This is a genomic window from Pseudobdellovibrionaceae bacterium, from assembly GCA_019637875.1.
Lineage (GTDB): Bacteria > Bdellovibrionota > Bdellovibrionia > Bdellovibrionales > Bdellovibrionaceae > JAHBUW01.
Genome location: JAHBUW010000012.1, coordinates 72,676 through 84,877, shown reverse-complemented (window position 1 = coordinate 84,877; position 12,202 = coordinate 72,676). Strand labels below are relative to the sequence as shown.

The following is a 12,202-nucleotide window of genomic DNA, read 5'->3' as shown; positions in this document are numbered from 1 at the left end:
GTGCCCCGGCCCTGGCCGATCTGATTCGCAAGTACGACGTCCCGGCCCCCCGGTACACGAGCTATCCCACCGTTCCCTACTGGTCCGAGACGCCGACCGAAGAGCAGTGGGTGAAGTCCCTGAAGGACGCCCTGACCCCGAAGGATTCCGCGTGGTCGCTCTACCTGCACATCCCATACTGCGAAACCCTTTGCACCTTCTGCGGTTGCAATACGACGATCACGAAAAACCACAAAACCGAAATCCCCTACGTCGAGCGACTTTTGAAAGAGCGCGCGGCTTATCTGGAGCGGGTTCCGGAGTTTCGCGAGCGCCCGCTCAAGCACATCCACCTCGGCGGCGGCTCGCCGACCTTTTTGAGCGAAGAAAACATGGAGTCGCTGCTGACCCGAATGCTCGAGGGCCTCACCCGCACCTCGAACTTCGAAGGTTCGATCGAGGTCGATCCGCGCCGCACGCGCCCCACGCAGCTGCAGGTCCTGCGGCGGCTGGGCTTTGATCGGCTGAGCCTGGGCGTGCAGGACTTCGACGCCGAAGTCCAGCGCATCATCCACCGCTACCAAACTTACGAGCAGGCCGAAGCCGTCGTGAACGAAGGACGTAAACTCGGTTTCCGTTCACTGAACTTCGATCTGGTCTACGGACTGCCGAAACAAACCGAACAGACCATCGGGGTCATGGTCGAAAAGACCCTGCAGCTTCGCCCCGATCGCATCGCGCTGTACTCGTTCGCGCTCGTTCCGTGGATCAAGCCCGGGCAGAAACTCTTCCGCGACGAAGATCTGCCGAAGGGCGAAGCGAAACGTAAACTCTACGAAATCGCCCGCACGGAGCTGAAAAACGCGGGCTACGTCGAGATCGGTATGGATCACTTCGCGCTGCCGACGGATTCGCTGGCGCAGTCGTTGACGAACGGAACGCTTCACCGGAACTTCATGGGCTACGGCGATCAGCCGAGCGACGTGCTGCTGGGCCTGGGCGTGAGCTCCATCTCGGAAACGCCGACCGCGTTCGCGCAAAACGAGAAGGTGCTGCCGAAGTACGAACAGCTCGTCGACAAAGGGGGACTTCCCATTTTCCGCGGCCACCGCCTGAGCGAAGAGGACCGCACGGCCCGCGCGCAGATCCTGCAGCTCATGACCCAAGGGCACGTGCGCCTGACCGGTCCCGAGCAGGAAAAAGATCTTCGCGAATTTCTGGCGCCGATGCTGACCGATCACTTGGTCGAACTCGACGCGCACGAACTCAAGATCACCGACGCGGGCCGCCCGTTTCTGCGAAACGCGTGTCTGGGTTTCGATCTGCGTTTCCGCCGCGCGCAACCCCAAACCCGTATTTTCTCTTCGTCGATCTGAGGCCGGACATGTTTGAACTGAAACGCCATCCCGACGGCCAAGAACCCCACCACGTCATCATCGGTGGCGGGTTCAGCGGGCTTTACCTCGCCTGGCGTTTACGTCAGGCCGGGGTGTGGGTGCGTTTGTACGAAGCCGGTCAGTTCGGCGGCATGATCCAGACGCGGCAAACGGTTTTCGGTCCGACCGAAACCGCGGCCAACGGTTTTTTGGCGAATCCCAGTCTGGTGGAGTTGGCGAAAGACCTCGAGATCCCGATCTTAAAAGCGAACGACGAATCCAAGGCCCGTTTCATCCACTCGTCCCGTGGCTTTCAACGCTGGCCGCTTTCGATTTTGCAGTCGGTCCTCATGGCGCTGCGGATTTTGTGGAGTCTCGTCTCTGGACGAATGCCCCCGCGCGCGGACGAGAGCGTCCGCGACTGGGGCGAGCGCGTGCTCGGTCACGCCGCGACCGAACGACTGCTTCGTCCCGCCACGCGCGGGATTTACGTCCTGCCGGCGGAAGAGCTGTCCGCGCAGCTCGTGCTGGGCCGTTTCTTCGCGAAACGCAAACGCCGCGCAAAACTCAAAGGCCGGATCAAAGGCACCGTCTCGTTCCCGCGTGGTATGGGGCAGCTGATCGGCGCGCTCGTGGAAAGGCTCAACGAAGATCCGGGAACGCAACTGATCCAAAAACGCGTGACGCCCGCCGATCTCGAAGAATTTCACAAGAATCCCGCCGTCCGTAAAATCTGGATCGCCTTGTCCTCGCCTGCGGCGGCCGCCCTGACGGCAAACCTGGAGCCCAAGCTGGCTCAGGCGCTCGCGGCGGTTCCGCGGGTTCCGGTCGTCACCGCCACGGCCTTTTTCACGCGCGACGCCCGCGACCGTGACGGTTTCGGTTACCTGAACCATCCCGAGCTCGGCGGCGAAGTCTTGGGCGTCCTCTTCAACGACCGCATCTTCAAAGGCCGCAGCGAAGCCCACCGCTCGGAAACTTACATCATGAAGGGCGAAAACCTCGCCCAGGCCCCGGACGCGAAAATCCGCGAGCTGATCGAGGAGACCCGCGCCCGCGATACGGGCCGCGCCCTGCCCGCCCTGCACGTCGAAATCCAAAGATGGCCCGCGGGCCTTCCCCGCTACGACTTCGCGCTCGCCCAAGTGCAGCCGGAGTTCCAGAAGGACTGGGGCAAGATCCGTCTGGTCGGTAACTACGTCGCGGGGATCGGGCTGACCCGAATCACCGAATGGGTCGACGACCAGTTCGAAGGAAAAAACCGATGAGCCTGCAAACCAGCCGCTGGGGCCTACTGATCCTCAATCTGGGGACCCCGCGCACCACCGAAACCAAAGATGTCCGCAATTACTTGATCGAGTTCTTGATGGATCCCTTCGTCATCGACCGCCCGTGGCTTTTCCGCGCGCTCCTCGTGTACGGAATCATCGCGCCGTTTCGCGCCCCGAAATCGGGCGCGCTTTACAAGAAAATCTGGACCTCGCGCGGAAGCCCGCTCAAATACCTGACCGAAGACTTCGTCAAAAATCTGAAGATGGATTTTCAAGAGGGGCCGTTGACCCGCCAGATGGACCTTCCCATCGTCTGGGCGTTTCGTTACGGCGAACCCGATCTGATGAAGGCGCTTTTGGAACTGCGCAAACAGAAGGTCGAGCGCATCATGGTCATGCCCATGTACCCGCAGTACGCGGAAAGCTCGACGCTGACGAGCTTCGAAAACTTGAAAGAGAAACTGCGCCGCTCGCCGTTTCGGGGCGTCAAGCTCGTCCAGCATTACTACCATCTGGATTTCTACATCGACGCGCTCGTGGACTCGGTCGCCGAACATCGCAAGCTCGAGCAACCCGACGCCATCGTTTTCAGTTACCATTCGATTCCGGTCCGGCACGTGACGAAAATGCATCCGCGCTGCGAGAATTGCGTGAAGACGCCGGAGTGTAAGATCTTGCAGCATGAACTCTGTTACCGCGGCCAGTGCTACGAAACCTCGCGCGCGCTGGAGCGCAAATTGAAAGCCCGTTTCCCCGAGTGGCGGAACGTGCCCGTGCACGTGACCTTCCAGTCGAAACTCACGCGCGAACCCTGGCTGACGCCCGCGACGGATCCCACGATCACCGCGCTGGCGCAAAAAGGCGTGAAGAAGCTGATGGTGCTCGCGCCCGGTTTCGCGGTGGACTGCCTGGAGACGCTCGAGGAGCTCGACATGGGCCTGCGCGAAAAATTCCTCGCGCTGGGCGGAGAGGTCTTCGACCGCATCCCGTGCCTGAACGCGGACGCGCAGTGGACCCAAAAAGTGCACAACTACTTATTGAACCGAATCGAAGAACAGGTCGAGATCGAACTGGAGGACTTGCAGCATGCTGAAAATGAACGAGCGGCCACGCAGAAATCGACGCACTGAAAATATCCGTCGGATGGTCCACGAGACCGACCTCGGTGCGCGCAACCTGGTCCTTCCCGTCTTCATCGTCGAAGATCCGAAGGCGCGTATTCCGATCCCCTCCATGCCCGGCATCTTCCGCGAGGGCCGCGAGTCCTTGTTTGAAACCTGCGACCGGCTGGTCGACCTCGGCATTCCGGGGATCGCCCTTTTCCCCGTCATCGACGAAAAGCTCAAAGACGACGGCGGCAGCCAGGCCTACAACCCGAAGGGTCTGTGCGCCGAAACGGTGCGCGTGCTGAAGAAGGAATACCCCGATCTCGTGATCTTCTGCGACGTCGCGCTCGACCCTTACACCAGCCACGGACACGACGGCCTCGTCAAAGACGGCCAGATCGTGAACGACGAAACCGTCGCGGTCCTGGTGAAGCAGGCCCTCACGCTCGCCGAAGCGGGCGCGGACTTCGTCTGTCCCTCGGACATGATGGACGGCCGCATCGGCGCGATCCGCTCAGCACTCGACGAGAAGGGTTTCACGAACGTCGGCATCCTGTCTTACTGCGCGAAGTACGCCTCGTCGTTCTACGGTCCGTTCCGCGACGCGCTCTCGTCGGCGCCGAGCTTCGGCGACAAGAAGACCTACCAGATGGACGCGCGCAACCGCCGCGAGGCTCGCCGCGAAGCCCGTTTGGATGCGGCCGAAGGCGCGGATATTCTGATGGTGAAACCCGCGCTCGCTTATCTGGACGTGATCCGCGAGCTGCGCGAGGCCTCGGATCTACCCATCGCGGCCTACCAGGTCAGCGGCGAGTACGCGATGATCAAAGCCGGCGGCGAAAAGGGCTGGATCAACGCCCCCCGTATCATGATGGAGTCGCTGATTTCGATCCGCCGGGCGGGCGCCGAGATCATCTTCACCTACGCGGCCCTCGAAATCGCCGAGGCTTTAAAGCGGACCTAGGGGATTCGCCCCCTCTCCGCTCATGAAATAAGCACATGGCGGTGAGGGCCCCCTCCCCGTCACGAAGCCCTTTGTGCTAGATCCCGGAGCCATGAAATTCTGGGTTCAAGTCGTCCTCCTTCTGTTCACGTCCTGTCAGCATCCCGTGTTCGCGGACCTCGCCGCGAAAGATCCCAACCCCGGTTTGAACTTCACCATCATCGAGACCTACTTCAAACCCGTGAAGTGTTTTGAGTTCAACTTCGAGCTCGCCATGACCTGCGCGGAAGGCCTGAACTCGGCCCTGAAACTCGTACCCGATGGTCGTGAACTCATCGGCGAAGCCGAAATGTCGGCGCGCTACGAGCTGCTGAAAGATTACGGCCCCGTGAAACTCGCGCGCGAAATCACGCGCCTTCAACCCGCGACCTATCAAGAGGCCCTCCAGCTCCGCGACCGCAAACTTCAAGCGCTGGAAGAGGGCGTGAAAGCGCTCATCGGCAAAACGCCCCCCTTCGACTACCGCGCGGAAATCCGCGGCGTCGCGGCCCTCGTGCCCACCGGAACGCCCGAGTCCAAAATCGTGCTGGCCGCGCTGGACGGTCAGCTGAAGTCGCGCGACGCCCACGCCTTTTTGATGACCCATCAGGACTTCGAAGAGTTCCAAGGTTCGAACGATCCGGGCCTCATCGGCGTCGGCGTGACCTTGCACCCCGCGAACCGCGCCTACCGCTTTCAGCGCGTGATCGCGAGTGGCGGCGGCGCCCAAGCGGGCCTGAAAGACCGCGACCTTTTACTTGAGATCGACGGTCAAAAGATCGGCTTCGATCTGTCCTCGGAAGAGGTCGTGAAACGCCTGCGCGGCCCCGAAGGTTCCGTCGTCACATTGAAAATCGAACGCGCGGGACAACCGCTCATCTTCAAAGTCACGCGTCGGCCCTTCCGCATGAAAAACATCGAAAGCCGTTTCTTGCCCGCCAGCGCGACGGGCGTCGTGCGCATCGAGCGCTTCGCCGCGACCGGCGATCAGAATCTCTCACTCTGCACGGAAGTCGATCTGCAATTGCATGACTTGCAAGAGGACGGCGCGAAGAACTTCGTGCTGGATCTACGCGACAATCCGGGCGGCTTCATCGATCAGGCGATCTGCATCCTGTCGCTCTTCACGGGACCCGATCAGGTGGCGGTGCGTGCGAAAGCGCCCGGCGCGACCTCGGCGGAAACGGTCTACCGCACGTCCGGCGAACGTCGCTACACGGGCGGCCTCGTCGTCTTGATCAACGAGGCCTCCGCCTCCGCGTCCGAGCTTCTGGCCGGCGCGGTCCAAGATCTTGGCGCCGGCTGGGTCGTCGGCAAACGTAGCTTCGGCAAAGGCTCGCTCCAAGACTTCAACGCCTTCACAGAAGCCCCCGGCGAAGCCGTCGAAGCGCGCACCGTTCAACTCTTCTACCAGCCGAACGGACGCACGAACCAAGGTGAAGGGATCTTTCCGGATCTCGCGGTCGACGCCGCCCCTGGCGACGACGAGTGGGTGCCCCGTGAATTTGATCTGTTTCCCAAAGCGCTGCGCCTGGAAAAGAAAACGCCCGAGAAGTGGGTTACCCCACGCCCTCAGGCGCTCCAAAAACTGACGGCCTGCGTACAGGCCCGTCTTTCTTCCGAGTCGGGAGAGGATCCCCAGCTCGCCCGGGCCCTCACGGCCCTGGGTTGCAATTACTAACTACTAACGGCGCGACAGACGAATCCGGATGTCGGCCGAGCAGTGCACGCGTGTGCTTTCCATCGGCGACAAGTGCATGTCGCCTGCGCCCGAGCCGCTGCCCATGCGACGCTGCGAAAGGTTACGCGACGCTTGCAGGCTGCACGCGCTTCTCGCGGCGTCTTGCAGAGCGAGGTACTGACGTGCGGTCAGATCTTCGCGCAATTGCTCTTCCGTCTTTCCCATCACCGACGAGCGAGGAACTTCGACCACGGCGGCCGCGAAAACCTCACCCAAATATCCCGCCCTATTTCCCACCTGATAGCAGTTGCAGGTCGTGGTCAGGCTCATTTCCACGTTTTCATCAGCTGTTGCCATCCCGCTCGAAGCGAGGATGAGCAAGGCCACTGCGGCCTTTTTTCCAAAGATTGACATCAAGGACCTCCCAAATTGCCCCTTAGATTTCGTAAACCCCACCAAATATGAAGAGCCCTTCTCCAAGATCGGTGCCAGTTGCGAGAGGGACGAAGTGAGCGCTAGGATGATCTCAATGCTTGTGGACGCCGAGAACTGGTGCCACTTCGAGAGAGACCCGGTGTTTTTTTCGAAGCTGTTCTTGTAATCGACAGTCTCCTCGTGCCAGTCTCACAAGCGCTGAGGGGTTCAGTTTTATGACCGAAAATTCCGATCCGTCCGCAAACGCGGGCTCCGAAAATTCGACTTCCGACACCGCGAAAGCCACCCGGCCGCGCAACTCCGAAGCGTCGAAAAAAGCCATCCTTTGGGCCGCCCAGGCGGCGCTCGCGCAAAAGTCCTACGACGAAGTGGGCCTGCGCGAGATCGCGCAAGAAGCGAAGATCGACCCCGCGCTCATCATCCGTTACTTCGGCTCCAAAGAAGGTTTGTTTCGCGAAGTTATCAAAACACACATTCACATCGACTCCTTGGCGGGCATTGAACTCGCCCAATATCCGGAAGTTCTCACCCGTCTGATCCTGGGGAATGAAACGGAAATCGATCAACGTTCGATGCTGATCCTGCACCGCTCGGCCCCCAGTGAAGTGGCCGGCCCCATTATCCGCGAAACGCTCCGCGAGCGTCTCGTGGTGCCGATGGTCGCGCGCCTGAACTCGCCCGATGCCGAAACCCGCGTGGAGCTCGTCTTGGCGGTTCTGGGAGGGCTCTCGACCGGCCGTCACGTCGCCTGCTACCCCAGCCTGGTGAACGGCGACCGCGAGCAGCTCATTCAGCTGATGGTTCCCGTCTTCCAAAGCCTGCTCTTCGGTCGTTAGGATTGACCGCAAGCGCCGCGCATCCTAAGGGATGCCATGCGCGCGTTTCTCTTGTTTTTGCTCTTCACGCTTCCGGCGGGGGCCTCCCTGCATCCGGTCTTTGAACGGGTCCTTCCCCGCGAGGACCTCGCCCGCGCCACTCTCAAACGCCTGAGCCCCAAAACCGACCCCGCCCAGGTCGTCTGCGCGCGGGTGGAATTTCGCGTGAGCGAAGAGCTGCCGCCCCGCCTGCGCCAAGGATTTTTCAGCCGCAAACAAAAAGCCCCCGCTTTACTGCGCTTTCAAGATTTCGGTCCGAAGCTCACGGCCGAAATCGCCGTGATGACCGGACCCGACTCACCGACGCCCGACACCCGTTTGGATTTTCGGTTCTCGACGGATTCAGAGGTCGGCGCGAAAGATGTCGTCGAACTCGCGATCCGCCGGCAAAAAGAGATCGAAGGATTCTGGAGTACCGGGCGCACCTTCGGCATCGAAGAGGTCCTCCGCCTGGGACCCGAGCGCGCCGCGATTCCCGCGCCCCCCGCCGCTTACCAGAAGCTGAGCTACTACGGCGAACACCCCTACCGCCTCGGCCCCATGGAGGCCGTCCGTTACCGTCTGCGGCCTTGTGCCTGGAACCCCGCCCTCGCGCCCGGAGACGCCCCGGGCGCCCGCGCGCGGGAACTGCGTCGGCACCTCACGGAAGATAGCGTCCCCGCCTGCTTCTGGCTGGAAGGACAAGTCCTCGAGGCGGCGACCATGACGACGACCGATGGTCGCAAACACGCCCCGCGCGAGTGGGTCGAAAATCTGGATTGGCGTTGGCCTGAAGCGCAGGCCCCTTTCGTGACCCTGGCGGAAGTCGTCGTGAAACCCGGCGTGCTCGCCCACACCGAATGCCGCGATTTTGAGATGGACCCCGAAAGACACTCCACACTCGATCACCGGGGCCTCGGCAGTCTCGCGCGGTCGCGCCGTCACCTCGGAAATCGCTAGATTTTCGATCCGCGCCGACTTAGAAAAGTCCCATGTCCACGACCCTTGAACAACGACGCCCAATTCTTTTGCAATTGGGGTTTCGCGAAGCGGCCCTGCCGCAGCTTCAGAGCTACCTCGATCTTTTGTGGTCGGCGAACGAAGAGCTGAATCTGATCAGCCGCAAGATGACTTTCGACGATCTGATCGACAATCACGTGATCGATTGCCTGCTGCCCCTGCGGCATTTTCCGACAGACGTGAAAGCGGTCGCCGATTTCGGCTCGGGCGGCGGACTGCCCGGAGTCCTTTACGCAATTCAATTTCCCGACGTGCGTTTCGAGCTTTTCGAAAAGTCCAAACTGAAGCAGGAGTTTTTGCGTCGGGCGACGGCGATCGCCCCCAACCTGAAAGTGAACGCCGATATTCCCCCACGCCTGCCCGAGATCGACCTCGTAACCGCGCGTGCTTTCAAACCCATCGACGTCATCTTGCAACTCAGCCGCGCGCACGCCGTTCAGGGCGGACGTTACTTCCTGCTGAAGGGACGTCTGGAAAAAATCGAAGAAGAGCTGCGCGACGCGCGCAAGATCGCGAAAGACGTGAAGACGCGCATCGAAATTTTGAAATCGCCGGTCCTCGATGTCGAACGTCACCTCGTCCTGATCGGAGGCGCGTGATGTACGAGCCGCTTCTTTTCATTCACTCGTGGGTGCGTTGGGTGGTGCTGTTCGCGGGGCTTTATCTGGTCGTTCGTTATTCGCTCGCGGCGCGCGCGAATCGCCCCTGGAACGGCGGCGACCAGCATCTGCTTTGGGCGTTTGATCAAAGTTTCGGATACCAGTTCCTGTTCGGCCTCACGTTGTGGGCGGGCATGAGTCCATGGACGAAAGCCTTTTTCCAAGATCCCGTGGGAAGTCTGGAAAATCCGTTCGTGTTCTTCTGGAGCCTCCGTCACCCCCTCACGATGTTCGTCGCGATCGGCGTCTTCCACATGATGAAAGCGAAAGCCCGTCGCCTCGAGGGCGCGGCGCGCTTCAAAAAACTCGCGGTGACCATCGCGCTCACGCTCGTGATTGTCCTGAGCGCGATTCCGTGGCCTTGGATGGACGTGGGGCGTGCGTGGATTCGGGGGCTGTCATGAGTTTCAGCCCGCACCGCTACTTCCGCTGGCTGACCTGGGCTGAGGGCAGCTCGCTGCTGCTTCTGCTGCTGGGCGCGATGCCTTATCGGGCACTCACCGGAGACCGCTCGATGGTGACCCTGATGGGCTCGATTCACGGTGTGCTGTTTTTGATGTTCATTTATACGGCACTGACCCTCGCCTTCGAAGAGAAGTGGGGGACGAAGAAGACCCTCCTCGCGCTGATCACGAGTTCCATTCCCTTCGGCTCGTTTTGGTTCGACCGTCGTTATCTGTCTTGATCTGTCTTCGCGCCGGAAATTCACGAATTCGTGATCGGTCCGACTCATGATGCTTGGCCCCGCCACACAAAAATGACTTCGCGTTGCGGGCGTCCTCGCGCAAGAATCCACAGCTGATGGCACGCGGACTCCTCCTTCTCTCTTTCCTTTTTTTGGGCTGCGCTCACCCACCGAAAACGGCGCCGGGAAGCCCGGCAAAAACGTCCACCACGGGAGCGGCGAAGCCCGCCCGTACGGTCGCCCAGACGGCCGCGGGGAAAGGCGCCGAGCTGATCGAAACCGCGCTCAGCCAGTCGCCGCTTTTTCTCGAAAAACAGAAGATCGGTAAACTCCCCTTCGCGCAGCGCATGGGCTACCAGCTGGAAGCGAAAGATACGACCTTCAAGGGCTGCGTTCTTTACTTGCCGGGCTTGGGCGACTCGATTCGCAATCACGATTTCTATTTCGGTGCGCTCAACCGCGCCGGCTACCGCGTGTTGATGTTCGACTATCTCGGTCAGGGCGGCTCGGACGGCGACATGGCCAAGACCCGCATCGTCGCGGGCGGCGATCCCTTCGTCACCGAACGCGATTTCGAAATCGACCAGCAGGCGAAGTTCGTCTGGAAACGTTACTCCGAAACGCCCGACCCCGTTTACGGTCGCGACTGCTCCAAATCCCCGATCCGCGTGATCGGCTGGTCGACCGGAGGCCTCGCCGCCTACCGCATGGCGAGCGAGAAGTGGGCGCAAGCCGTCATCTTGATCGCGCCGGGCCTCGCGCCGAATCCGTGCGCGGGCGAAATCGCGGGCCCCTCGATTCCGCGTTGCCTGCTGAAGAGCCTGCAGGTCGATCAGATCATCACGCTGCGCACGCTCACCTCCAATCGCTATCCCGACGGCAAGGATCCTCATTTCGACCCCATTAAGCCGAACTCCCCGTTCATGGTGAAAGAGTTCGCGACGAACCTGCTCTCGACCGCTTACCGTCAAGCCCCCGGTTGGAAGGTCGATCCCGCGATCAAGGGCCTGGTCTTTCTGGGCGGCGAGCACGACACCTACGTGGACGCCGTGAAAAGCCAAACGCTCTTGAAGAAAAACGCGCGCCACTTCGAGCTGATCCGCTACTCCGAGGGCTATCACGAGCTTCACAACGAAGTTCCGGCCATCGCGGACGATTTAACCGCGAAGACCATCGCCTTTCTCGACCGGAATTGAGTTTGCAAAGGACTCATCCGAGGTGAGTCATGGTTCAAAATTCCACTCTTGATGTCTTGATCTTGGGCGCGGGAGCCGCGGGCCTGGCCTGCGCGCGCGAACTCCAGACCTCGGATTTAAGCGTGCTCGTGCTGGAGGCGAGGGATCGCGTCGGCGGTCGCGCGCGGACGCATCCGACCGCGACCTCTTCGCTCGGCGCGGAAGAAGGTCCCGAATTCATTCACGGTGGATCAACGCGCGCTTTTTCAAAGTTTCGTCGAAGGATTTCATGCGGCGAACCTGGAACGTTTGAGCGTACGGGGACTCATGGACACGGAGGAAACCGACGACCCCGACTTGGAAGGCGTCGCGAACTTTCGTCCCCGGTGCGGGTATGGGCCGCTTCTCGACGCGATGGCGCGGGAGTTGATCGCGAAGGGAAAACTCCGACTCAATACGCGGGCCCGCCGCATCGAGTGGCGCCCCGGTCGGGTCACCGTGGAGGTCACGGACGCCGCTGGAGGGACGCGCACCTTTCACGCAAAAAAACTGGTCTGCACCCTGCCCTTAGGCGTTTTGAAAAACGGCACGGACCTCGTCTGGTCCCCGGCCCCCTCGGAGCTGAGTCGCCGTTGGCGACATCTCGAGGTGGGCCACGTGCAAAAGCTCGTCTTTCGTATGCGGGAAAGATTCTGGGAAAACCTGGGCGCGGACCTCCCCGTCTCCTTCGTCCATTTGGGTCCGGAGTTCAACTTTCCGACCTGGTGGACCCAACATCCGCGGCGCACGCCGCTGCTGGTGGCTTGGCAAGGTGGCCCCCGCGCCGAGGCCATGAGCGCCTGGAGCGAAACGGAACTCGTCGACGCCGCGGTCACGACACTCACCGCGTGGAGTGGGCTCTCGAAAGTCGAACTTCGCGAAAGGATCGTCTCGGTTCACCACCATGACTGGAGCCGTGACGAGTTCGCGCGGGGCGCGT

The 12,202-nt window shown here is 61.2% G+C and carries 13 protein-coding genes; 12 read left to right on the top strand and 1 reads right to left on the bottom strand.

What is annotated here, in order from left to right:
* Window positions 1-11: 11 nt before the first annotated feature.
* The 5 genes from hemN to KF767_14870 all read left to right on the top strand — a co-directional run bounded on the left by hemN (window position 12) and on the right by KF767_14870 (window position 6,395).
* On the top strand, window positions 12-1,355 hold the full coding sequence (hemN, locus tag KF767_14890; protein MBX3019170.1) for an oxygen-independent coproporphyrinogen III oxidase: 1,344 nt from the start codon (window positions 12-14) through the stop codon (window positions 1,353-1,355).
* Window positions 1,356-1,363: 8 nt separating this feature from the next.
* Window positions 1,364-2,623 (top strand): NAD(P)-binding protein, encoded by a 1,260-nt coding sequence (locus KF767_14885; GenBank protein ID MBX3019169.1) that lies wholly within the window; start codon window positions 1,364-1,366, stop codon window positions 2,621-2,623.
* Window positions 2,620-3,756: a ferrochelatase gene (gene hemH, locus KF767_14880; protein ID MBX3019168.1), complete on the top strand. Its 1,137-nt coding sequence runs from the start codon at window positions 2,620-2,622 to the stop codon at window positions 3,754-3,756. The genes KF767_14885 and hemH overlap by 4 nt, the downstream gene beginning before the upstream one ends.
* Complete coding sequence (gene hemB, locus KF767_14875) at window positions 3,713-4,696, top strand: porphobilinogen synthase (protein ID MBX3019167.1); 984 nt, start codon at window positions 3,713-3,715, stop codon at window positions 4,694-4,696. The genes hemH and hemB overlap by 44 nt, the downstream gene beginning before the upstream one ends.
* Window positions 4,697-4,787: 91 nt before the next feature.
* Complete coding sequence (locus KF767_14870) at window positions 4,788-6,395, top strand: hypothetical protein (protein MBX3019166.1); 1,608 nt, start codon at window positions 4,788-4,790, stop codon at window positions 6,393-6,395.
* Between the two features lie 3 nt (window positions 6,396-6,398).
* Here KF767_14870 and KF767_14865 read toward each other — a convergent pair whose 3' ends face one another.
* On the bottom strand, window positions 6,399-6,809 hold the full coding sequence (locus KF767_14865; GenBank protein ID MBX3019165.1) for a hypothetical protein: 411 nt from the start codon (window positions 6,807-6,809) through the stop codon (window positions 6,399-6,401).
* A gap of 236 nt (window positions 6,810-7,045) precedes the next feature.
* Between KF767_14865 and KF767_14860 the strand changes: the two genes are divergently transcribed.
* The 7 genes from KF767_14860 to KF767_14830 all read left to right on the top strand — a co-directional run bounded on the left by KF767_14860 (window position 7,046) and on the right by KF767_14830 (window position 12,170).
* The gene (locus KF767_14860) at window positions 7,046-7,666 is read left to right on the top strand and encodes a TetR family transcriptional regulator (GenBank protein ID MBX3019164.1); all 621 of its coding nucleotides are present in this window, start codon (window positions 7,046-7,048) and stop codon (window positions 7,664-7,666) included.
* Window positions 7,667-7,702: 36 nt separating this feature from the next.
* Window positions 7,703-8,644 (top strand): hypothetical protein, encoded by a 942-nt coding sequence (locus KF767_14855; protein MBX3019163.1) that lies wholly within the window; start codon window positions 7,703-7,705, stop codon window positions 8,642-8,644.
* A gap of 32 nt (window positions 8,645-8,676) precedes the next feature.
* Complete coding sequence (locus tag KF767_14850; protein MBX3019162.1) at window positions 8,677-9,303, top strand: class I SAM-dependent methyltransferase; 627 nt, start codon at window positions 8,677-8,679, stop codon at window positions 9,301-9,303.
* Entirely contained in the window at window positions 9,303-9,767 is a 465-nt protein-coding gene (locus KF767_14845) for a hypothetical protein (protein MBX3019161.1), read from the top strand. Before KF767_14850 ends, KF767_14845 begins: the two co-directional genes overlap by 1 nt.
* Window positions 9,764-10,048 carry a DUF3817 domain-containing protein gene (locus tag KF767_14840; protein ID MBX3019160.1) on the top strand — a complete coding sequence of 95 codons (285 nt, stop codon included), beginning with the start codon at window positions 9,764-9,766 and terminating at the stop codon, window positions 10,046-10,048. The genes KF767_14845 and KF767_14840 overlap by 4 nt, the downstream gene beginning before the upstream one ends.
* Window positions 10,049-10,164: 116 nt before the next feature.
* Complete coding sequence (locus tag KF767_14835) at window positions 10,165-11,244, top strand: alpha/beta fold hydrolase (protein MBX3019159.1); 1,080 nt, start codon at window positions 10,165-10,167, stop codon at window positions 11,242-11,244.
* 29 nt (window positions 11,245-11,273) lie between these two features.
* Window positions 11,274-12,170, top strand: coding sequence for an FAD-dependent oxidoreductase (locus tag KF767_14830; GenBank protein ID MBX3019158.1), 897 nt, complete (start codon window positions 11,274-11,276; stop codon window positions 12,168-12,170).
* Window positions 12,171-12,202: the final 32 nt, after the last annotated feature.

What these genes read in the sequence shown, in the direction of transcription:
- KF767_14885 (MBX3019169.1), top strand. Translation starts at nt 1,364, where the DNA reads ATGTTTGAACTGAAACGCCATCCCGACGGCCAAGAACCCCACCACGTC.
- hemH (MBX3019168.1), top strand. Translation starts at nt 2,620, where the DNA reads ATGAGCCTGCAAACCAGCCGCTGGGGCCTACTGATCCTCAATCTGGGG.
- hemB (MBX3019167.1), top strand. Translation starts at nt 3,713, where the DNA reads ATGCTGAAAATGAACGAGCGGCCACGCAGAAATCGACGCACTGAAAAT.
- KF767_14870 (MBX3019166.1), top strand. Translation starts at nt 4,788, where the DNA reads ATGAAATTCTGGGTTCAAGTCGTCCTCCTTCTGTTCACGTCCTGTCAG.
- KF767_14865 (MBX3019165.1), bottom strand. Translation starts at nt 6,809, where the DNA reads ATGTCAATCTTTGGAAAAAAGGCCGCAGTGGCCTTGCTCATCCTCGCT.
- KF767_14860 (MBX3019164.1), top strand. Translation starts at nt 7,046, where the DNA reads ATGACCGAAAATTCCGATCCGTCCGCAAACGCGGGCTCCGAAAATTCG.
- KF767_14855 (MBX3019163.1), top strand. Translation starts at nt 7,703, where the DNA reads ATGCGCGCGTTTCTCTTGTTTTTGCTCTTCACGCTTCCGGCGGGGGCC.
- KF767_14850 (MBX3019162.1), top strand. Translation starts at nt 8,677, where the DNA reads ATGTCCACGACCCTTGAACAACGACGCCCAATTCTTTTGCAATTGGGG.
- KF767_14845 (MBX3019161.1), top strand. Translation starts at nt 9,303, where the DNA reads ATGTACGAGCCGCTTCTTTTCATTCACTCGTGGGTGCGTTGGGTGGTG.
- KF767_14840 (MBX3019160.1), top strand. Translation starts at nt 9,764, where the DNA reads ATGAGTTTCAGCCCGCACCGCTACTTCCGCTGGCTGACCTGGGCTGAG.
- KF767_14835 (MBX3019159.1), top strand. Translation starts at nt 10,165, where the DNA reads ATGGCACGCGGACTCCTCCTTCTCTCTTTCCTTTTTTTGGGCTGCGCT.
- KF767_14830 (MBX3019158.1), top strand. Translation starts at nt 11,274, where the DNA reads ATGGTTCAAAATTCCACTCTTGATGTCTTGATCTTGGGCGCGGGAGCC.